This window comes from Kitasatospora sp. NPDC101155, assembly GCF_044768305.1.
Taxonomy (GTDB): Bacteria; Actinomycetota; Actinomycetes; order Streptomycetales; family Streptomycetaceae; genus Kitasatospora.
In genome coordinates this window covers 422,905-444,330 of sequence record NZ_JBIWPN010000004.1, presented here as the reverse complement: position 1 = coordinate 444,330, position 21,426 = coordinate 422,905, and the positions used below count along the sequence as shown (strand labels likewise).

Below are 21,426 nucleotides of genomic sequence, written 5' to 3'. Positions count from 1 at the left end.
ACCTTGACCCCCCGCACCCTGGGGGCCGGACAGGGACCACCAGGATGACCCCGACAGGGCCCGCGCCCGCGCAACCCGCGCGGCACGGGCCCTGTTGACTTGAGCTCAACCAAGCTTTGGTTTTATTTTGCCGACGATGCTGCCAGCATGCTCGGCCAAGTGTGATACAGTGACGAACTTTTAATTATCTATCTTTTCCCGGATTCTGCTTGCGATGCCACGGGCCCGGATTAACGATGGTTTGAGGGGGAATCGTAGGAAGGTTTGATCATGGGATTCCTCGCAAACCTCTGTGACCTCGGCAGGTTCGGTAGCCACGGCGGTGGCGGTGGCTACGATGGCGACGGCGGCGGCTACGGTTACCGCGACTTCGACCGCCGCGACTTCGGTGACCGCGACTTCGATCACCGCGACTTCGGTGAAGGCGACTGGGGCGGCCACGGCGGTGGCGGCGGCGGTCGCGGCGGCGGCTACGGCGGCGGCGGCTGGTACTGACGTCCGCAGCAGCTGAGGCCGAAGGCTTCCAATCCGTTGCGACAGCAGGCCGGGCATGTTTCGTGCCCGGCCTGCCGTCCGTCCGCCCGCCCGGTCCGTCCGGTTCGCGCCAAGCGGCGGGTTCCAGGCTCGGTGGCAAGGTTCAGCGAGCTGACCGGTACCGGGCAGCTCGCGGGAAGACCGTGAGATGACGCGGAAACGGACTCTCCGCGAGGCCCTGCGAGGGCTGCTCGTCGTCGAGAGCTCCGACGCCCTGGTCGCCGCCGCACCGCCGGTCCCGCTCCGGGAGGTCTTCCGGCGCTTCTGGCCCTACACCAAGGGCGGCCGCCGCTGGCTGGTGGTGCTGCTCGTCCTGGTCTCCGTGGGCCCGGCGATCGAGGCGGCGGAGATCTGGCTGTTCAAGATCGTGATCGACGACATGCTCATCCCGCACAGGCTGAGCCTGTTTCTGCCGATCGCCCTCGCCTACGCGGGGCTGGCCCTGCTCTCCGGAGTGCTGGGCTTCGCCGGCCGGGTGACCTCCACCTGGGTCAGCGAGCGCTTCCTGATCATCCTGCGATCGGACGTGTTCCGGCACATCCAGGGCCTGTCACTGGGCTTCTTCGAGCGGCGGCAGCTCGGCGACGTACTGTCCCGGGTGACCGGCGATGTCGACGCGGTCGAGACCTTCCTGCTCTCCGGGATCGTCAGCGCGATCGGCGAGGTGGCGCGGCTGGGCATCTACGTCGGCCTGCTGCTGGCCCTGCGGTGGGACCTGACGCTGACCGCGCTGGTCGCCGCACCGCTGTTCGTCCTCACCGCCCGCCGCTTCGCCAAGCTGATCCGGGCGGCCTCGCGCGAACGCCGCCGGCGCGGCGGTTCGATCAGCGCGGTCACCGAGGAGGCGCTCGGCAACATCGCGCTCGTCCAGGCGTACAACCGCCAGGACTGGGAGCACGCCAGGTTCCAGCGCGAGAGCATCGGCCGGTACCACGCCGCGATGGCCTCGACCCGGATCGGAGCGCTCTACGCACCGACGGTCGAGTTCATCGAGCTGCTCGGCGGCCTGGCGGTGATGGGCCTCGGGACGTGGGAACTGGTCCAAGGCCGGCTCACCCTCGGCGGCCTGATGGTCTTCCTCGCACTGCTGAGCCGGCTCTACGGCCCGATCCGGGGCATGTCCGGGCTCGGCAACACCTTCTACAGCGCCTCCGCCGCCGCCGAGCGGATCATCGAACTGCTCGACCAGCGCCCACAGGTCGTCGACCCGCCGGCCCCGCGGGCGATCGGCCGGGCCCAGGGCGGGATCGAGTTCGACGACGTGACCTTCAGCTACCCGGAGGCGGCGACGCCCGCACTGTCCGGGGTGTCCTTCACCGCGGCTCCGGGGAAGACGCTGGCCCTGGTCGGTGCCAGCGGTGCGGGGAAGTCCACTGTCGCCAAGCTGTTGCTCCGCTTCTACGACCCGACCGCCGGCACGGTCCGGCTCGACGGTGTCGCTCTGCGCGAGCTGTCGCTCACCGAGCTGCGCGAGAACGTCGCCGTGGTCCTGCAGGAGACCCTGGTCTTCCACGGCACCGTCCGGGAGAACATCGCGTACGGACGCCCGGACGCGACCGAGGCGGAGATCCTGGCGGCCGCCAGGGCGGCGGACGTCCACGGATTCGTCAGCCGGCTGCCCGACGGCTACGACACCGTGGTCGGCCAGCGCGGACGACTCCTCTCCGGAGGCCAGCGCCAGCGTCTGGCCATCGCCCGTGCGATGGTCCGGGACGCGCCCGTCCTCGTCCTGGACGAACCCACCACCGGCCTGGACGCCGAGTCGGCCCGACGGATCATGGGCCCGCTGCGCCTGCTGATGGCCGGCCGCACGACGATCATCATCTCGCACAACCTGCTCACGGTCCGCGACGCGGACCAGATCGTCCTGCTCGAACAGGGCAGGATCGCCGCCCACGGCACCCACGAGGAACTCCTCGCCGGCAGCCCCGCCTACGCCGCCCTCCACCGGCTCCACCACCCACGGGACGAGTCGGTGAGGATCGTCCCCTGACCCCTGACCCCTGGCCCCTGCCCCCTGGCCCGCCGTATCGACGGCCGCGCCACGCACGGCGCTCGGCCCCGGGGGGCGCCTTGCCGTCCGTCAGAGGCGAGGCATGCGCCGCACCACCGCGTCACCGGTCGTACGGGTGCCATTCGAAGTCTGGATTGCCATGCGGATAGCAAAACACTGTTGCGTTAATAGCGCAACACGGTTGCGTTAGGATGCCCGCATGGCCAGCCGCAGTCAGCCCATGAGAGCCCGGAGCCCCGAGGCCAAGCGCGCCCGTGAGACCGCGATCCTCGACGCGGCAGCCCGCCTGGCCACAGCGGACGGCATCCGATCGGTGACCCTGACCGACATCGCCGACGAGGTCGGCATGCACAAGTCGGCGATGCTCCGCTACTTCGAGACCCGGGAGGAGATCTTCCTCCGACTGGCCGCCGCCGGGTGGGTGGAGTGGTCGCAAGCGATACGTGAGCAGTTCGCCGTCGCAGCGCCCGGCACGGACGATGGGAACGCCCCGAGCGGCGACGCGAACGCCGTCGCCGGCCTGCTGGCCGAGTCGCTGGTGGCGCGGCCGCTGTTCTGCGATCTGCTCGCCCACACCCCGATCAACCTGGAGCGCAACGTCTCCACCGAGGCCGTCCGTGCCTTCAAGCTGACGGCCGTCGCCGAGGCCACGGCCGTCGGCGAGGCGCTGCGCCGCTCGGTCCCGCTGGACCCGGCGCAGGCCCTCGACGTCGTCGCCACGGCCACGGCGATGGCCGGGGCGTTGTGGCAGATGGCCGCCCCGGGAACGGAGCTGCGCCGCTTCTACGAGTCGGACCCGGACCTCGCCCATGCCGTCGTCGACGTAGCTCCCCGCCTGACGGGCATCCTGCGCGCACTGCTTCGCGGCTACGGCGCCCGCGCCGGAGAATGAATGTTCAAGCGATTCAGCCCTGGCAGGCAGACGTCTTCCTGACCGTTTCACCCGCAGGATGGGACTGATACGCTCGAAAAATGACGACCCACGACCAGGCGCCGCAGGCGGCGAAGGACGAGCACGCGGACCCGTGGCTCACGTCGGGCGAGCTCGCCTCCTGGATGTCGGTGGTCCGCCTCATCACCAGGCTCCCCTGGGCGATCGACGCTCAGCTCCAGCGCGACGCGGAGCTGAGCATGGTCGAGTACATGACCCTCGCCGTCCTCTCGGGGGTCCCCGACCGGACCCTGCGCATGAGCACGCTGGCCGAGCACACCAGCACCTCACTCTCCCGCCTGTCACACATGGTGAAGCGACTGGAAAGCCGGGGCTACGTCCGGCGGGAGCCGGATCCGAGCGACGGACGCTTCACCAATGCCATCCTCCTGCCCGCCGGAGTGAGCATGCTGGAGTCGGCGGCCCCGGGCCACGTGGCCTACGTCCGCCACCTCGTCGTGGACAACCTCTCCGGCGAGCGCCTGCGCCGGCTCGGCCAGGATGCCGAACGCATCCTGCAGCGCATCGACTCCCCCGCACGCTGACCGCCCCGAGCGGCGACGCCGACCTGCCGCGCACCGATTGACTTGAGCCTTCAAGTCGAAAGGTCTGGCCTTCGAGTTGAAGGCTCAAGTCCTCGCGATGGGAGAAACCAGTGACCAGCAGCGTCGCCGACCTCATGCGTCGCAACCTTCTCGACGACTTCAACGAACGCGACCCCGACCGCCGGGCTTCGGCCGTCGCCGAGGTCTACGCCGAGGATGTGGTGTGGCACGAGCCCGACCGAGTCGGCTCTGCACCCTCATCACCGAGGCCCGTCAGCCGGCCTAGTTAGCCGATGCGTTCCCGCCAGTCCGCCGGCACCCGGCCGGCGGGCCCGGGGACGGGCTGGTCCAGGGGGTGGCTGTCGGGCGCGGCCAGCTCGGGCCCCGATTCGTAGAGCTCCGAGGTGTCGTAGTTCCAGAACCAGCTCTCGCCCGGTTCGAAGCTGCGGATCACCGGGTGGCCGGTCGCCTCGGCGTGCGCCGTGGCGTGCCTCGCCGGAGAGTCGTCGCAGCAGCCGATGTGGCCGCAGCGCGCGCAGCGCCGCAGGTGGAACCACCAGCCGACCGCGGCCTCGCATTCGACGCACCCGACGCCGCTCGGCGGCACGGTGGGGTCGATCGGGTTCTCGGTGCTCATGGGGACTCCTGCGGGGTGTCGGGCTGTGCGGGGTCGATCGGGAGTCGGACCTGGAAGCGGGTGTCGCCGGGGGTGGACTCGAGCCGTAGGTCCCCGCCGTGCCGGTTGACGACGATGCGCCAGGCGATGTCCAGGCCCAGTCCGGTGCCTTCGCCAACGGGTTTGGTGGTGAAGAACGGGTCGAACACCCGGCTCTGGACGTCGGGGGGCACGCCGGGGCCGGTGTCGCGGAACTCGACCAGCACCCGGTCCCCGTCCCGTGCGGTGCGCACCGTCAGCGTGCCGCCCCCGCCTCCGTCACCGCGCATGGCCCAGGCGGCATTGTCGATCAGGTTCGTCCAGACCTGGTTCAGCTCAGCGGGGTAGCCCGGGATGCCGGGCAACGTACGGTCGTAGTCGCGCACGACGGTGATGTCCGGGCCGAGCTTCGCGGCGAGCAGCAGCAGCGTGCTGTCCAGCAGCTCGTGCACGTCCGCGTTCTGGTACGGGGCCCGGTCGAGCTGCGTGTACTGCTTCGCCGCGCCGACGAGCGCGGAGATGCGGTGGATGGCGTCCTCGATCTCGCCCAGCAGTAGTTCGGCCTCGACCGTGCAGCCCAGCCAGTTCAGCGCACTGCCCACCAGGTGTTCGGGGACCGCGCCCGCGATGTCGTCCAACCAGTCGGTGCCCAGGCTCGCCTGGACGAGGACCGGGGCCAGCTGCCGGCCGTCGGCGACATCGTGCTCCTCCAGCCAGTCGTCGACCTCGTCCTCCAGGTCCGCGGCCTGCAGCGGGCCGAGGGGCGGGGCCTGCCCCGCCCGGCGGACGGTCATGTCCTGGAGCTCGCTCAGGTGGGCCAGGCCCTCGCCCCGGTTCGGCCCGGCGGCCAGCTCGCCGAACTCGCGGCGTGCCCGGGTGATGCGCTCCCGCAGCGCGGAGGTGGCGCGCATGGCGGCGGCAGCGGGGTTGTTGAGTTCGTGCGTCAGTCCGGCGGTCACGGAGCCGAGGGCCAGCAGCCGTTCCCGCTGGCCGATCGCCTGCTGGGTGTTCTTGAACCCGAAGAACAGGCCCTCCAGCAGATGGACGGCCATCGGAAACCATTCGTGCATGATCCGCGCAAAGGCTTCCGCGGGCAGGACGAAGAACCTCGACCGTTCGGTCACCCGCAGCGAGTTGTTGTACACCTGCGGCACCTGGTCGCCGAGGTAGGCCTGGAAGGCCCCGGCGTACACCCCGGGCACGGACGTGCGGCTGACGTCCACGTCCTGGCCGCCCACGCGGCGCGAGAGCACCACAGTGCCCTGGAAGAGCGAGTAGAAGCTCTCGGCCGGCTCGCCCTCCCGGTACACCGGGCCCGGGTCGAACCACTCCACACGGCCGTCCCGGCACAGGCGGGCGAGCTGGTCGGGGGCCAGTTTCTCGAACAGGAACAAGGTCCGCAGCTCCTGCTCCCCGCACTTGGCCGGGCCGGTGGTCATGACTGCTCCAGATAGCGATGGGCGAGCATGACGGCCATGGCGCCCTCGCCGACGGCCGAGGCGACCCGCTTGGCGGACTCCGCGCGCACGTCCCCGGCCGCGAACACCCCCGGCACGCTGGTCTCCAGGTGGTAGGGCGGCCGGTCCAGCACCCATCCGGCGGGCGGGCCCCCGTCGGCGCTCAGGTCGGGCCCGGTCAGCACGAAGCCGTGCGAGTCCCTGAGCACGGTGCCCTCCAGCCAGTCGGTCAGCGGGGCGGCGCCGATGAAGACGTACATCCACTGGGCGTCGACGGTCTCGGTCCGCCCGGTCGCCCGGTTGCGCAGGGTCAGCCCTTCCAGGTGCTCCTTGCCGTACGCGGCCTCCACGACCGTGTCCGTGCGCACCGTGATGGAGGGGGCCTCCTGGACCCGCTGGAGCAGGTAGTACGACATGGAGGCGGCCAGCTGCGGAGCCCGTACCAGCAGCGTGACCCGCCGGGCGGTCCGGGCGAGGAACATCGCGGCCTGGCCGGCGGAGTTCGCCCCACCGACGATGTACACGTCCTGCCCCTGGCAGGCGGCCGCCTCGGTCAGCGCCGAGCCGTAGTAGACCCCGCGTCCGGTCAGCTCGGCCGTCCCCGGCACGTCCAGCTGCCGGTACGACACGCCCGTCGCGAGGATCACGGCCTGGGCCGAGACGGCGGAGCCGTCGGCGAAGCGCAGCGTGCGGGCGGCCCCGTTCACCTCCAGGCCGGTGACCTTGCACGCCGTGAGCAGCTCCGCCCCGAACTTGGTGGCCTGGCGGCGGGCCCGCTCGGTGAGCTGCGCGCCGGAGACCCCGTCGGGGAAGCCCAGGTAGTTCTCGATGCGGGAGCTCTGGCCGGCCTGGCCGCCGGTCGCCTCGCGTTCCACGAGGACGGTGCGCAGCCCCTCCGAGGCTCCGTAGACGGCCGCGCCGAGGCCGGCGGGTCCGCCACCGACGATGACCAGGTCGTAGAAGTCGGCCGCGGGCGTCGTCGACAGCCCGACGTGGGCGGCCAGGTCCCGTTCCGTGGGCTCGACGAGCGCGGTGCCACCCGGGGTCACCACCAGCGGCAGCTGCCGCCCGTCCTGCCCCGCGGCGGCCAGCAGCCGCTTGCCCTCCGGTTCCTCGCTGGAGTACCACCGGTACGGCACCTGGTTGCGGGCGAGGAACTCCCGGATCTGCGTGGACCGGGCCGACCAGCGGTGGCCGACGACCTTGGTGGTGTCCACGGTGCGACCGTCGGTGACCAGCCACGACTCCAGGAGGTCGTCCACCACCGGGTAGAGCTTCTCCTCCGGTGGCTCCCACGGCTTGAGCAGGTAGTGGTCGAGGTCGACGACGTTGATGGCGTCGATGGCGGCGTTGGTGTCGGCGTAGGCGGTGAGCAGCACCCGCCGGGCCCCGGGGTACAGGTCGAGCGCCTCCTCCAGGAACTCGATGCCGTTCATCTGCGGCATCCGGTAGTCGGCCAGGATGACCGCGACCGGCGCGCCCCGCAGCTTCAGCTCGCGCAGCGCCTCCAGCGCCGACGCGCCGGACTCGGCGCGGACCACCCGGTACCGGTCCCGGTAGCGGCGGCGGAGGTCCCGTGCCACGGCACGCGACACGACGGGATCGTCGTCCACGGTCAGGATCACGGTCCGCGCCGCTTCGGTGGCCTCTGCCATGGTTCACCACCCGGGATCGTCGCAGGGCATGGGGGGACGGCCCTTCCAGTCTGCTCGTCGGCACGCGCGACGGCCCGCCGTGGCAGGATCACGGGCGGCCCGGGACGGCGTGGTCCGCGGCGCACGGCCGGGTCGGCCGTGGGACTCAGCCGAGGGCGCGGTCGAGGTTGAAGGCGGCACTGATCAGCGACAGGTGGGTGAACGCCTGGGGGAAGTTGCCGAGTTGTTCCCCGGTCCGGCCGATCTCCTCGGCGTAGAGACCGAGGTGGTTGCCGTAGGTGAGCATCTTCTCGAAGGCCAGCCGGGCCTCCTCCAGGCGTCCGGCGCGGGTGAGCGCCTCGACGTACCAGAAGGAGCAGATCGAGAACGTTCCCTCGGAGCCCCGCAGGCCGTCCGGGCTGGCCTCCGGGTCGTAGCGGTAGACCAGCGAGTCGGAGACCAGGTCCGCGGTGAGCGCCTCCAGCGTCGAGAGCCACTTGGGGTCGGTGGGCGAGATGAACTTGGCCATCGGCATCATCAGCACGGAGGCGTCGAGTACGTCGTCGCCGAGCCCTTGGGCGAACGCCCCGCGCTCGGCCGACCAGCCCTGTCCCATGATCTGCCGGTAGATCGCGTCCCGGCTCTGCCGCCAGCGCGGAAGATCGGCCGGCAGGCCGCGCCGGTTGGCCATCCGGATGGCACGTTCGATCGCCACCCAGCACATCAGCCGCGAGTAGACGAAGTTCCTCCGACCGCCCCGGGTCTCCCAGATGCCCTCATCGGGCTGGTCCCAGTGGTCGCAGAGCCAGTCCACCACGGCGCCGACCTCGTCCCAGTGGCCGCTGCTGATGGGCTGCCCCCACTTGTCGTACAGGTAGACGGAATCGATCAGCGCACCGTAGATGTCGAGCTGGAGCTGATGGGTGGCGTCGTTTCCCACCCGCACCGGCGCAGACCCCAGGTGCCCCTCCAGGTGGCGCAGCTCGGACTCGGGCAGCTCGCTGCGCCCGTCGATGCCGTACATGATCTGCAGCGGGCCGGTCGCGCCCGTCCCCCGCATGATGCCCCGCTCGGACAGGAAGCCCATGAACGCCTCGGCCTCCGAGGTGAAGCCCAGGCGCAGCATGGCGTAGACGCAGAAGGCGGCGTCGCGGACCCAGACGTACCGGTAGTCCCAGTTGCGCTCACCGCCGACGCGCTCGGGCAGGCTGGTCGTCGGCGCGGCCACGATCGCACCGGTCGGCACGTAGGTGAGCAGCTTCAGCACCAGCGCCGAGCGGTGCACCATCTCCCGCCACCGGCCGCGGTAGCGGGAGCGGCCCAGCCACTGGCGCCAGAACCGGACCGTCGCCTCGAACTGCTCCTCCGCCTCGGCGTGCGGACAGGCCCGCGGGCGGACGTCGTCGCTGATCCGGTCGAGGGCGAACACCACGGACTCGCCTTCGAGGAGCTTGAAGTGCGACCACACATCCGTGCCGTCGCACTCGAGCGGCGCGGTGGAGGTCAGGGCCAGCGAGATCGACGGGGACTCGAAGACGGCCTCGTGGGCCTGCACGCGCGCGGTGTGCGGTTCGGCGCCGTAGCCGAAGCGGGGAGCGATCCGTGCTCCGAACGGAAGGGTTCCCCGAACGCACACCACCCGCCGGATCAGCCGGTGCCGGGAGGCCTCGCGCGACTCGTCGACGACCGGCATGAAGTCCTGGATCTCCGCCACCCCGTCGGCGGCGTAGAACCTCGTGATCAGCACGTTGGTGTCGGGGAAGTAGAACTGGCGCGTGCGCGCGGGCACGTCGGCGGCCAGCTCGAACGACCCGCCCCGGTCGGCGTCGAGGATGGACGCGAACACGCTCGGTGCGTCGAAGCGCGGGCAGCAGTACCAGTCGATGGTGCCGTTGGTCCCGACGAGCGCGGCGGTGCGGAGATCACCGATCAGGCCGTGCTCGGCAATCGGCAGATAGCGTGCGCCGTCCACTTGCCCGGATCCGTTCCCGAACTCCATGCCGGCCTCCCTACCGTCTCACTGCGGGCAGGTGCGGGGATCGAGAGAACCTTGCATTTCATGGTAGTTCGCCCCCGGATACCGGCGCGGCGAGGCCGCGGCGACGCGGTCGGGCCGCGGCGACGCGGTCGGGGTACGGGGGAGCGGTCGGGGTGCGGGGGTCCGGGTCCTACGTGTGGAAGCCGGTCGTCAGCCGGCGAAGGGCCTGGTCCAGGATCTGTTCCAGGTCGGAATCCTCGTCGCGCAGCCAGTGGTCGTAGGCGGCGAGAGAGGCACCGAGCGCGGTGTGGGCGATGACCTGGGGCGTCAGGGCGTCCACCGGTCGCCGTAGGCGCTCCGCCGCGAAGACCTCGCCGGTCGGCGAGCTCCGCCAGGCCTGACAGCCTTGGCGTCGCGCTTCACCCCGAGGTGAGGCCGGCTTCAGTTACCGGCCATCGCGTCGGCGGCCTTCGCCCGGTGGGCAGGAGTTGGCAAAACTGGCAGGCTATGGCCGGGGCGGGGCCAGGGCGTTCAGCGGGCACAGGGGGTTCGGGATGACGGGTGGATCGGCGGCGTGGCAGGTGCCTGCGCTGGACCCGCAGGTGGGGGCGGCGGTGGCGGCCGCCGGCGCGGCGGCGCGGGAGGTGCTCACCCCGGAGGGCCTGGCGGCGTGGCAGGAGCGGGATTCCGCTCACCGGCCCCGCCCGACGCTCGAACGGCTGCGCGACGGCGGCCGGTTCGAGGTGGCGGAGCTGAGCGTTCCCCGGGCCGACGGCGAGGGCGACGTCATGCTGGTCAGCGCGCGGCCCGCCGGGGTCCCCGGGGCGCTGCCGTTGCTGTACTACCTGCACGGCGGCGGGATGGTGACGGGCAACGCGTGGTCCGTCCTGCCGCGGCTGCTGCGCGGGTGGGCGCTGCCGCTGGGGCTGGCGGTCGTGTCCGTCGAGTACCGGCTGGCGCCGCGCACCCGCTTCCCGGGGGCGCTGGAGGACTGTTACGCCGGACTCGCCTGGGCGGCCGAGCACGCGGGTGTGCTGGGCGTGGACGCGCGGCGTGTGGTCATCGGCGGCAAGAGCGCCGGCGGCGGGCTCGCCGCGGCCCTGACCCTGCTGACCCGCGACTGCGGCGGTCCGGCGCCGCTCGGCCAGCTGCTGCTGAGCCCGATGCTCGACGACCGCGGCGACACCTTCTCCAGTCGTCAGATGGCCGGCCATGACACCTGGGACCGCGCCTCCAACGCCACCGCCTGGCAGGCCCTGCTCGGCGAGCGGTACGGCGCCGCCGACCTCTCCCCCTACGCCGCCCCGGCCCGCGCCACCGACCTGGCCCGGCTGCCCGCGACCTACGTCGAGGTCGGGTCGGCCGAGACCTTCCGGGACGAGGCGGTCGCCTACGCCAACGCGATCTGGCAGGCCGGCGGCGACGCCGAACTGCACGTGTGGCCCGGCGCCTGCCACGGCTTCGACACCCTCGCCCCGGACGCGACCCTCAGCCGGGACGCCCACGCCGCCCGCACCCGCTGGCTACGACGCGTCCTGCAACGGTGAACCGGTGATCACCCGCCCAGGGGCGCGAGCCGCCACAACGCGGCGGGCAGCTCGCCGCTGTGCACGACACCCAGCCGCTGGGTGGCGCGGGTGAGCGCAACGTACAGGTCGTTCAGTCCGCGCGGCGAGTCGTCGACGATCAGGCCCGGCTCCGCGATCAGCACCGAGTCGAACTCCAGCCCCTTGACCTGCTTGACGTCCACGACCGTCACCGGGCTCGGCGCCGCGGGGTTCTCACCCACGGACGCCTGCGGCACCGCCGCCACCACCGCCTCCGCGAGGTCCGGCAGCAGCTGGTCCGGCACGATGACCGCCAGCCGCCGCCCGCCGAGCCCCGCCGCCTCCCTGGCGACCACCTCGGCCAGCCGCTCGGCGAGCCGCCCCGGCTCGACCCGCAGGTGCCAGGGCTGCTCGCCCGAGTCCCGTACGGAGGGGGGTGCGTCCAGCTCCGGGTCGAGTTCGGCCAGTACCTCGGCCGCGACGGCCATGATCTCGCCCGGCACCCGGTAGTTCTGGGTGAGCTGTTCGAACCGCCACCGGCCGGCGACGTAGGGGTCGAGGACCCGCGCCCACGACCCGGTGCCGGCCAGCTCTCCGGTCTGCGCCGTGTCGCCCACGATGGTCATCGACTTGGTCGGGCAGCGTCGCATCAGCAACCGCCAGGCCATCTCGGACAGTTCCTGGGCCTCGTCCACGATCACGTGGCCGAAGGTCCAGGTGCGCTCGGCCGCGGCCCGCTCGGCGGGGGTGCGGCGGTCGGTCTCCTCGGTCCGCTCGGCCAGCCATTCGGCGTCGACCAGGTCGGAGGCGGTCAGCACCTCGCCCTTCTCCGCCTCCAGGGACCGCGAGCCCGCCGCGACGTCCAGTACGCCCTGGGCGTACTCGACCCGCCGCCGCCGGGCCGCCTCCTCGCGCAGGCGCTCCGCCCGGTCGTCCTCGCCGAGGAGTTCGGCGGCCTCGTCCAGCAGCGGGACGTCGGACGCCGACCAGGGGCCTTCCTCGTCCTCGTCCCGCAGCAGCGACGCCCGGTCCTCCCGGTCGAGCTCCGGAGCCGCCGACTCCAGTCGCTCCGGCGAGCGGAACAGGTCCGCCAGCAGCTGTTGCGGGGTCAGCTCGGGCCACAGCAGGTCGAGCACGTCCCGCACCGCGGAGTCCTCCAGCATCGCCCGCCGGATGTCCTCCACCTCCTCGTCCTCCAGCAGGCGCGGCCCGCCGAAGGGGTCGGCTCCGATGAGGTCGGCGTACTGGTCGGCCAGCGCCGAGGTGATCTCCCGGACCACCAGCGGCCTGATCACGTTGTGCTGGAGCAGTGCGCCACGGGCCCGGTCGCGCACCCGCGTCACGGTCGCCGGGTCCAGCGTCAGCGTCTGCCCCTCGTAGTCGATCTCGATCGGCTCGTCGGGCACGTGCTCGCGGTCCCGGACGGCCGCCTGGATGACCTCGGCCATCACCAGCCGCCCCTTGACCTCGGCGACCTTGGCCGACTCCGGGGCGTCGGCCCGGACCCCCGGGTAGAGATCGCCCACGGTTGCCAGCAGGACGCTGGTCTCGCCCAGGGCCGGCAGCACGTCGCCGATGTAGTGCAGGAAGGTCGGGTTCGGCCCGATCACCAGCACGACCCGCTGGGTGAGCTGCTGACGGCGGGTGTAGAGCAGGTACGCCGCGCGGTGCAGCGCCACCGCCGTCTTGCCGGTGCCCGGGCCGCCCTGGACGACCAGGACCCCGCCGTGCTCGGCCCGGATGATGCGGTCCTGCTCGGCCTGGATGGTCTCGACGATGTCCGACATCCGCCCCGTGCGGCCGGCGTTGAGCGCGGAGAGCAGGGCGGTCTCGCCGGCCGGCCCGCCGGGGCCGGCCCCGGCGGTCGCGGTGTCGAGCCCGTCCAGCACGAGCGGTTCGTCGTGGACGTCGACCACGACGCGGCCCCGTTCCCTGATGTGCCGGCGCAGCCGAACGCCGTCCGGGTTCACCGCGGTGGCCAGGTAGAACGGCCGGGCGGCCGGTGCCCGCCAGTCGACGAGCAGCGGCTCGGACTCCTCGGAGTCCTCGAACAGGCCGACCCGCCCGATGTACAGACGGCTGTGGTCGAGCAGGTCCAGCCGGCCGAAGCACAGCCCGTGGTCGGCGGCTTCGAGCTGGGCCAGCCGGCCGGAGTACATGGCGTGGGTGACGTTGCGCTCCAGCCTCGCCTGGTCCGTGCCGCCGGAGGCCTTGAGGACCGCCGCCATCCGCTCGGACAACTGCTGCCTGAGTTCGTCGAGCCGTCCGTAGAGCATGGACACGTACTCCTGCTCACGCCCGGTCTCCGCGTCGGGATTTGACAACCTACCAGCCCTCCATGCTATGATGAGGCGAGATGGGCCATGGCTCTGTTTACCGAGTTTGAAGCATACTCAGCTTCGCCTGCCCTCTCCACTCCGACGGTTCGAGGTCGGCCCCGACCATCCGGGAACGCCCCGGTCACCGTCAGCGCTTCGCCAGCCGCCTCAGGGCCGACTCCGCCGCGTGGAAACCCGCCATCCCGTGCACCCCTGCACCCGGTGGGGTGGCGGCGGAGCACAGGTACACGCCGGGCACCCCGGTCGCGTACGGGTCCACGGCCAGGCGGGGGCGCAGGACGAGCTGACGCACCGTGTTGGCTCCCCCGACGATGTCGCCGCCGACGTGATTGGCGTTGTCCGACCCCATCCGCGCCACCGTACGGACGGACCGGGCGCGGACGCGCGTCCGGAAGCCGGGGGCGAACCGCTCGATCTGGTCGAGGACCGGCTCGGTCGCGTCGCCCCGGTAGCCGTGCGGGACATGGGCGTAGGCGTAGACCGGGTGGAGGTCCCCGACCGAGCGGGACGGGTCGGCCAGGTACTGCTGACCGACGAGCACGAAGGGCCGGCGGGCCATCCTGCCGCGGAAGGTCGCCTCCTCGACGGCGGCGACCTCCTCGAACGTCCCGCCGAGGTGGACGGTGCCCGCGGACCGGCAGTGCTCGTTGGCCCACGGGATGCCGCCCTCGACCGCCAGGTCCACCTTGAAGGCCGCGGGGCCGTACCGGTAGCGCCGGTAGGCGCGGGCGGTCCGGCGCGGCAGGCGGTCTCCCAGGATCCGGGCGGCGGCCTGCGGGCCGGTGTCCAGCAGGACGAGGTCGGGCCGGTCGAGCTGGTCGAGCTCGCGGACCTCCACTCCGGTCTCGACGGTGCCGCCGAGCCGCTCCAGCAGCCGCGCCATCGCGGTGGTGATCGCCTGCGAGCCGCCCTGCGCCACCGGCCACCCGTGGGCGTGACCGGCGGCGACCAGCATCAGGCCGATGGCGCTGCTGAACGGCGTGCGCAGCGAGCTGAAGGCGTGGGCCGCCGCGCCGCCGAACAGGGCCCGGGCCTGGGCGCCGCTCCACCTCCTGGACGTCCACGAGGCGGGCAGCACGGCCTGGGCACCGAACTCGGCGAAGGCCAGCGGCGAACCGGGCAGGTGCGGGACGGGACGAAGGACGTCGTCCGCGAGTTGGTCGAAGCGGCTCGACAGCCGGCCGAACACGCGCCGCCACGTCCTGCCGTCCGCCGGCGGCATGAGCTCGGCCGTCCGGTCCAGGTCGCGCCACAACACCCCGGCGGCTCCCGAGTCCAGGGGGTGAGCGAGCTCCGTCTGGGACCAGAGCCACCGCAGCCCGTACTCCTCCAAGCCCAGCGACCGCAGGAACGGCGAGGCAACGCCGGTGGGGTGGAAGGCGGAGCAGTCGTCGTGGATCAGCCCGGGCAACGTCCGCTCACCGGACCGGGTGCCGCCGCCGATCGTCTCCCGCGCCTCCAACACCCGTACCCTGACGCCCTCCTGGGCGAGGCGGATCGCGGCGGCAAGCCCGTTGGGGCCGCTGCCGACCACCACGGCCGTCGTCATGCCGTCAGCCCACCTCTCGCCGGGGCCATCGGGGGGCGAACGGGTCGGCCCACCCGGCACACGGGGGTCAGCCTAGATGCCGGTGGCGGATTGACGGCGCCTCGTGCGATATCCGACCCGCGGTTCGCGGCGGCCGCACGGAGCGGAACGAGGCCGGGGCCGACGCGATCACGCGTCGGCCCCGGCCTCTGTAGTAGCGGGGACAGGATTTGAACCTGCGACCTCTGGGTTATGAGCCCAGCGAGCTACCGAGCTGCTCCACCCCGCGTCGGTGTGACCACCATATGCGAAAACCCGATGATCGCAAACTCGGGTTTCCCGGACGGCGCCCCCGCGCCACGGGAGCATCTTGGGCCGTTGCGGTGAGCGACGGCCCGGCGCGCCGGGTCGGCGACGGCTGAGCATGCGTCAATAGATCGTCCACGTACGCCCGTTGTCCGGAGAGGTGCCCATGTCCACGTCGTCCCCGGCAGGCCTGATCAAGCACGTGGTGATCATGGTTCAGGAGAACCACACCACCGACAACTACTTCCTCTCGATGGCGCCCTACGGCGCCAACGTCGCCACCGGCTGGCCCGTCTCGCCCAACCCCCCGGTGGCCGACCCGCCGCACGACCGGCACGCCTACTACCGCTGGCTCACCCAGCAGGGCACCGCCGCCCACGTGCAGTTCGACACCGCCACCGATCTGCCGTTCTACGCCTGGCTGGCGGCCTCCGGCGCGTTCCTGGAGAACCACTGCTCGGGCTTCGGCACCAACTCCACGCCCAACCACCTGCTCATCACCGGCGGCCAGTCCCCCACGCTGCGCAACCCTCCGCACAACAGCCAGCCGGTGTGGGACCTGCCCTCGCTGCCCGGGCACGTCCAGGAGAACGGCCTGAGCTGGAAGGCCTACACCGGCGCCACCGGGTACCCGGTGGAGTTCTACCAGCAGCTCAAGGGGTCGGCGAACATCGTGCGTTCGGCCAAGCCCTCGCAGCAGTTCCTCGACGACGCGGGGAACGGCTCGCTGCCGGCCCTGTCGATGGTGTGGCACGACGGCCCGTACGACGAGCACCCCAAGGCGGACGTGAAGCTCGGCATGGACGCGGTCTGGCAGGCCGTCGACGCGGTGGTGCAGGCCGGCTCCTGGGACGAGACGGTGTTCATGCTGACCTGGGACGACTGGGGAGGCTTCGACGACCACGTCGACACCCCCAAGGTGGAGTACACCTCCGACGGCGTCCAGCTCGCCTTCGGCCCCCGGGTGCCGCTGCTGATGTTCGGCGGCCGGGTCCGCCCCGGCATCGACTCGCGCTGGTGCTCCCACGTCAGCCTGCCCAAGACCGCCCTCCAGCTGCTCGGCCTGCCGCCGCTGGGCGTGCGGCGGGTGGACGACGACGGCGGCCTCGCGGACCTGGTCGACCTCTCGGGCACCGGCAACACCATGCCCAAGCCGCCCGCGTTCGGCAGCCAGGTCACCCTGCCGCCGGCCCCGAGCCCCGCGCCCCAGCCGGCGCCGCTCCCGCCCTCGCCGGTCACCGTGCCGATGCTCACCGACGAGGTGCTCCTGCGCGACGGCAGCTCGCTGGGCCGGCCGAACGACGTGCTCATCACCAACCCCTGAGCCTCGGCCCCCGAGTCCCCGACCCCCGGGTGCCCCGCGCCACTGCCCCGCTTCCCCCGCTCCCCGGGGGAGGCGGGGCAGTGATCGTTACTGCTTGACAGGGTGCGTAATACTGTAACGCGCGCGATCCGGGACGGCCGCGGAACGGGCAGCGCGGCCACCCGTTCCCCGCAGCTCGGAGCACCACATGCACCCCTTCCTCGACCATCCGGGGCCGCTCGCCTTCGCGCACCGGGGTGGTGAGCTCGGGCATCCCGAGAACTCGCTCGCCGCGTTCGAGGCCGCCGTGGCACTCGGGTACCGCTACCTCGAAACGGATGTGCACGCGACCGCCGACGGCGTGCTGGTGGCCTTCCACGACTCCCGGCTCGACCGGGTCACCGACCGCAGCGGGGCGGTGGCCGAGCTGCCCTGGGAGAGCGTCAGGCGGGCCCGGATCGGCGGGACGGAGCCGGTGCCGCTGCTGGAGGACCTGCTCGGGGCATTCCCGGCGGCCCGGTTCAACATCGACGTCAAGGCGGCGCCGGCCGTCGCTCCGCTGGTCGAGACGATCCGCCGGACGAACGCCTGGGACCGGGTCTGCGTCGGCGGCTTCTCCGACAGCCGCCTGGCCGCCGTCCGGGCCGCCGTCGGGCCCCGGCTGGCCACCTCGCTCGGGCCCCGCGAGGTGGCGCGGCTGCGGCTGCGCTCGCTGGGCGAGCTGGTGCTGCCGAGGTCGCCGCGGCCGGAGCGCGGGGCGTCGCCGTACCTCGGGATCTGCGCGCAGGTGCCGGAGCGGCACCGGGGCGTGCCGGTGGTCGACCGGGCCTTCGTCCGGGCCGCGCACCGGCTCGGCCTGCAGGTACACGTCTGGACTGTGGACGATCCCACACGGATCCGCTCTCTCCTGGACCTCGGTGTGGATGGCATCATGGCCGATCGCATCGACGTCCTCCGGGACGTCCTCAGCGAGCGCGGCTGCTGGACGGACGGCAGCACCGGCTCCAGCACGGGGAGATAGGGCCGCATGAGCACCACGGACCACCTGCAGGACCACGTGGCGGAGGACCCGCCGCGCGCCAGCGACGACGGCCGCGCCCTGCGCCGGACGCAGTTCGGCTGGTACATCAACGACTGGGCCAACGCCGCCTTCTCCGCCACCGTCCTGACGGTGTTCCTCGGGCCGTACCTGACCGAGGTGGCCAAGAAGGCCGCCGACGCCTCCGGCGACGTGCACCCGCTCGGCCTGTCGATCCGCGCCGGATCGTTCTTCCCGTACACCGTCTCCTTCTCCGTGCTGATCTCCGTCGCGGTGATGCTGCTGACCGGCACGGTCGCCGACCGCACCGGGCGGCACAAGGAGCTGATGTGCGGCTTCGCGTACGTCGGCGCGCTCGCCACGATGGGGATGTTCTTCCTCGACGGCGACAAGTACCTGCTCGGCGGCGCGCTGCTGGTGGTCGCCAACATCGCGTACGCGGTGTCGGTCGCCCTCTCCTACGCCTACCTGCCGGGCCTGGCCTCCCCCGACGAGCGCGACAAGGTCTCCTCCAAGGGCTGGGCCTACGGCTACGCGGGCGGCGGACTGCTGCTGATCGCCAACCTGGCGCTGTTCCAGAACTGCGACTCACTGGGACTGTCCTCCGGCACCGCCGTGCGGATCTGCCTGGCCTCGGCCGGACTGTGGTGGGCGCTGTTCACCGTCGTCCCGCTGCTGCGGCTGCCCTCCCGGGCCGGCGTCGCGCCCAGCCGGGCCGCCGCCGCGGCCGACCAACCCGCCGAGGGCAGCCTGCGGGAGCTCGGCCGGACCCTGAAGGGCATGCGCAAGCACCCGCTGACGCTGCTCTACCTCGCTGCCTTCCTCTGCTACAACGACGGCATCCAGACCGTCGTCTCGCAGGCCTCGCTGTTCGGCAGCGAGGAGCTCGGCATGGACCAGACCTCGCTGGTCACCGCCGTACTGATGGTCCAGGTCGTGGCGATCGGCGGCGCGCTGCTGCTCGGCCGGATCGCCCAGCGGTACGGCGCCAAGCGGACCATCCTCGGCTCGCTGGTCGGCTGGGTGATCACCCTGGCGCTCGGCTACTTCATGCCCGCCCACCAGCCGGCCTGGTTCTACGCCCTGGCCTGCATGATCGGCCTGGTGCTCGGCGGCAGCCAGGCGCTCTCCCGCTCGCTGTTCTCGCACCTGATCCCGGCGGGCCGGGAGGCGGAGTACTTCAGCCTGTACAAGGTCAGCGACCGCGGCACCAGCTGGATGGGCCCGCTGGTCTTCGGCCTCGCGTACCAGGTCACCGGCAGCTACCGCTCGGCGATCATCTCGCTGCTGGTGTTCTTCGTGATCGGCTTCGCGGTGCTGGTGAAGGTGCCGCTGCGCCGGGCCATCGAGGCCGTGGGCAACCCGGTGCCCGAGCGGCTGTGACGTGACCGCTGCTCCCCTGACCGGGCCCTGCCGCTCCCCTGACGCCTCAGGAGAGCAGCAGGGCCCGGTCCCATGAGGGCGGTAGGGACGTCGTCGCGGCCAGCAGGACCAGCAGCAGGCCGGCGGCGCCGTCGAGGAGGCCCGGGGTGGTCGCGGGGGCCTCGGCGCAGCGGGTGAGCAGGCGCTCGGCGAGGACGAGGACCGCCCGGCGGAAGGCCGGGTCGCCTGCCGCCGCACGGTATCTGACAGTTGATCGGATTCGATCTTCCCCGGCCGGGCCACCGGCACCGCCGGGGCCCGCGGGCCCTTCGGGCGACCGGCCCGATCTTGGCCGGAGCGCCCGGGTAAGGTGGTGGATCGTGGCCAGTCGTAAAACGTCGATCTTGGAAGCAGCAGCCCGGGTGATCGCCCGGCGAGGGGTGCGCGGGCTGCGGGTGGAGGAGCTCGCGGCGGAGGCGGGTGTGTCCACCGCGCTCATCTACTACCACTTCAAGGACCGCACGGGGATCCTCCGGCACACGCTGGAGTTCATCAACGACCGGGCGGAGCGCTACACGACCGACCGCCCGGTGGACGCACCGCCGCTGACCGCGCGCGAGGAGCTGGAGCAGACGCTGCTGCTGGAGCTCCAGGACACGGTCGAGGTGCGGGAGAACAGCACCGCGTGGGGCGAGCTGCGGGCGAGCGCGGTGTTCGACGAGACCCTGCGCGAGGATCTCGCGCGGGCCACCCGGATCTGGGTGCAGGAGATCGCCGAGCTGCTCGGCGTCGTACGGCCGATGTCCTCGGCGGTCGCGCTGGCCGGTGCCGCCGAGCGGCTGACCACGCTGCTGGAGGGGCTGAGCACGCGCTGGCTCAGCGGCAGCCTGCCGTTGGCGCACGCCCGCACGCTGATGGTCGACGCGATCGACGCCGAGGTGGACCGGCTCGACTCCTGATCGGGCCCCGCCCCGAGCGAACGGTCACGCTCCGTACAGACTCCCCGGCAGGGGAGTCATGGCACGCCGATGAGTTTGACTGATTTTTCAGTCAATGCCAGCCTGAACCCGGAGCCTGAACCACAGGCAGGGCGCTGCCGCCGGCCCGTTCGCGTGGTGCGCCGGTGCGTTGCGCCGCAAAGAGTGGACCTGGCGGCCCCGTGCGCCCTCCCGGCGCCGCCGCACGATCCGGAGACCCTCATGAGCCACTACCGCGATGACCGATCCACCGAGGCGTACCCCTGGGTGCCCGCCGACGGCGTCCCGCACGCGCGGACCTGGATGTCCTGGCCCTCCCGCCGGGGCGTCTGGGGGCTGCGCCTGGGCGGCGTCCAGGAGGACATCGCCCTGATCGCCCGCACCATCGCGCAGTTCGAGCCGGTGGTCATGTGCGCCCCCGACGACTGGAGCGCGGACAAGGCCCGCGAGCGGTGCGGCGCCGCGGTGGAGGTGATCAGCGCCATCCCCACCGACGACCTGTGGATGCGCGACACCGCGCCGGTGTTCCGCCGGGACGGCTACGGCGGCCTGGAGGCCGTGGTCCTCAACTTCAACGGCTGGGGCAACAAGCAGGTCCACTACGACGACGCCCGGGTCGCCGAACGCCTCGCCACCCGCCGGGGCCTGCGCTACTCCTACGCGGACTTCGTCGGCGAGGGCGGCGCGATCGAGACCGACGGCGACGGCACCGTGATGGCCACCGAGAGCAGCCTGGTCAACAAGAACCGCAACCGCGGCATGAGCCGGGACGAGATCGAGGACGCCGTCCTGGAGGCCTACGGCGCGGACAAGATGATCTGGCTGCCCGGGATCAGGGGCCAGGACATCACCGACGTCCACGTCGACGTCACCTCCCGCTTCGTCCGGCCCGGCGTGGTGATGGTGCAGCTGCCGCCCGCCGACCGGAACGACGCCTGGGCGCGGGACGCCCGCGAGCAGTTCGCCATCCTGTCCGCCGCGACCGACGCCCGGGGCCGCCGACTGCACGTCGTCGTGGTGCACGGCCCGGACACCGTCCGCTCCCGCAGCTCCAAGTTCGTGGACTCCTATCTCAACTTCCACCTCGTCAACGGCGGGGTCATCACCGCCCAGTTCGGCGACGCCTACAAGGACGCCGCCGCGCGGGACACCCTCGCCGCGGCCTTCCCCGGCCGGGAAGTGGTGCAGCTCGACGTCGACCGGCTGATGACCGGCGGCGGCGGCATCCACTGCTCGACCATGCACGAGCCGCTGCCGTAGCCGTCCCGCCCCTCCTT

The 21,426-nt window shown here is 72.1% G+C and carries 17 protein-coding genes and 1 tRNA gene; 10 read left to right on the top strand and 8 right to left on the bottom strand.

Annotation, left to right across the window (positions count from 1 at the left end; genetic code table 11):
• Positions 1–270: 270 nt before the first annotated feature.
• From ACIRYZ_RS08765 to ACIRYZ_RS08750, 4 genes are all read left to right on the top strand, one after another.
• On the top strand, positions 271–495 hold the full coding sequence (locus ACIRYZ_RS08765) for a hypothetical protein (RefSeq protein WP_402941429.1): 225 nt from the start codon (positions 271–273) through the stop codon (positions 493–495).
• 187 nt (positions 496–682) lie between these two features.
• Positions 683–2,527 (top strand): ABC transporter ATP-binding protein, encoded by a 1,845-nt coding sequence (locus ACIRYZ_RS08760; RefSeq protein WP_402941427.1) that lies wholly within the window; start codon positions 683–685, stop codon positions 2,525–2,527.
• Positions 2,528–2,747: 220 nt separating this feature from the next.
• Entirely contained in the window at positions 2,748–3,440 is a 693-nt protein-coding gene (locus ACIRYZ_RS08755; RefSeq protein WP_402941424.1) for a TetR family transcriptional regulator, read from the top strand.
• An 80-nt stretch (positions 3,441–3,520) separates the two neighbouring features.
• Positions 3,521–4,024, top strand: a complete 504-nt coding sequence (locus ACIRYZ_RS08750; protein ID WP_402941422.1) for a MarR family winged helix-turn-helix transcriptional regulator — start codon at positions 3,521–3,523, stop codon at positions 4,022–4,024.
• A gap of 286 nt (positions 4,025–4,310) precedes the next feature.
• Here the strand turns inward: ACIRYZ_RS08750 and ACIRYZ_RS08745 are convergent, their stop codons facing one another.
• The 5 genes from ACIRYZ_RS08745 to ACIRYZ_RS08725 form a co-directional block, all read right to left on the bottom strand.
• The gene (locus tag ACIRYZ_RS08745) at positions 4,311–4,661 is read right to left on the bottom strand and encodes a UBP-type zinc finger domain-containing protein (protein WP_402941419.1); all 351 of its coding nucleotides are present in this window, start codon (positions 4,659–4,661) and stop codon (positions 4,311–4,313) included.
• On the bottom strand, positions 4,658–6,118 hold the full coding sequence (locus ACIRYZ_RS08740; protein WP_402941417.1) for an ATP-binding protein: 1,461 nt from the start codon (positions 6,116–6,118) through the stop codon (positions 4,658–4,660). Before ACIRYZ_RS08740 ends, ACIRYZ_RS08745 begins: the two co-directional genes overlap by 4 nt.
• Positions 6,115–7,791, bottom strand: coding sequence for an FAD-dependent oxidoreductase (locus ACIRYZ_RS08735; protein WP_402941414.1), 1,677 nt, complete (start codon positions 7,789–7,791; stop codon positions 6,115–6,117). Before ACIRYZ_RS08735 ends, ACIRYZ_RS08740 begins: the two co-directional genes overlap by 4 nt.
• Positions 7,792–7,936: 145 nt before the next feature.
• Positions 7,937–9,769: a glycoside hydrolase family 15 protein gene (locus ACIRYZ_RS08730; RefSeq protein WP_402941412.1), complete on the bottom strand. Its 1,833-nt coding sequence runs from the start codon at positions 9,767–9,769 to the stop codon at positions 7,937–7,939.
• A gap of 169 nt (positions 9,770–9,938) precedes the next feature.
• Positions 9,939–10,193 carry a hypothetical protein gene (locus ACIRYZ_RS08725; RefSeq protein WP_402941474.1) on the bottom strand — a complete coding sequence of 85 codons (255 nt, stop codon included), beginning with the start codon at positions 10,191–10,193 and terminating at the stop codon, positions 9,939–9,941.
• Between the two features lie 109 nt (positions 10,194–10,302).
• On the opposite strand from ACIRYZ_RS08725, the gene ACIRYZ_RS08720 reads away from it, so the two are divergent.
• Entirely contained in the window at positions 10,303–11,295 is a 993-nt protein-coding gene (locus tag ACIRYZ_RS08720) for an alpha/beta hydrolase (RefSeq protein WP_402941409.1), read from the top strand.
• An 8-nt stretch (positions 11,296–11,303) separates the two neighbouring features.
• Here the strand turns inward: ACIRYZ_RS08720 and ACIRYZ_RS08715 are convergent, their stop codons facing one another.
• From ACIRYZ_RS08715 to ACIRYZ_RS08705, 3 genes are all read right to left on the bottom strand, one after another.
• On the bottom strand, positions 11,304–13,619 hold the full coding sequence (locus tag ACIRYZ_RS08715; RefSeq protein ID WP_402941407.1) for a HelD family protein: 2,316 nt from the start codon (positions 13,617–13,619) through the stop codon (positions 11,304–11,306).
• A 142-nt stretch (positions 13,620–13,761) separates the two neighbouring features.
• Complete coding sequence (locus ACIRYZ_RS08710; RefSeq protein WP_402941404.1) at positions 13,762–15,183, bottom strand: phytoene desaturase family protein; 1,422 nt, start codon at positions 15,181–15,183, stop codon at positions 13,762–13,764.
• A 194-nt stretch (positions 15,184–15,377) separates the two neighbouring features.
• Positions 15,378–15,451 (bottom strand) — tRNA-Met (locus ACIRYZ_RS08705).
• Between the two features lie 183 nt (positions 15,452–15,634).
• Here ACIRYZ_RS08705 and ACIRYZ_RS08700 point away from each other — a divergent pair.
• The 5 genes from ACIRYZ_RS08700 to ACIRYZ_RS08680 all read left to right on the top strand — a co-directional run bounded on the left by ACIRYZ_RS08700 (position 15,635) and on the right by ACIRYZ_RS08680 (position 21,409).
• Positions 15,635–16,792, top strand: a complete 1,158-nt coding sequence (locus ACIRYZ_RS08700) for an alkaline phosphatase family protein (protein ID WP_402941401.1) — start codon at positions 15,635–15,637, stop codon at positions 16,790–16,792.
• A 187-nt stretch (positions 16,793–16,979) separates the two neighbouring features.
• Entirely contained in the window at positions 16,980–17,792 is an 813-nt protein-coding gene (locus ACIRYZ_RS08695) for a glycerophosphodiester phosphodiesterase (RefSeq protein WP_402941396.1), read from the top strand.
• Positions 17,793–17,798: 6 nt separating this feature from the next.
• On the top strand, positions 17,799–19,193 hold the full coding sequence (locus ACIRYZ_RS08690) for an MFS transporter (RefSeq protein ID WP_402941393.1): 1,395 nt from the start codon (positions 17,799–17,801) through the stop codon (positions 19,191–19,193).
• Positions 19,194–19,552: 359 nt separating this feature from the next.
• On the top strand, positions 19,553–20,131 hold the full coding sequence (locus ACIRYZ_RS08685) for a TetR/AcrR family transcriptional regulator (RefSeq protein WP_402941390.1): 579 nt from the start codon (positions 19,553–19,555) through the stop codon (positions 20,129–20,131).
• Between the two features lie 240 nt (positions 20,132–20,371).
• Positions 20,372–21,409, top strand: a complete 1,038-nt coding sequence (locus ACIRYZ_RS08680) for an agmatine/peptidylarginine deiminase (protein WP_402941387.1) — start codon at positions 20,372–20,374, stop codon at positions 21,407–21,409.
• Positions 21,410–21,426 lie beyond the last annotated feature (17 nt).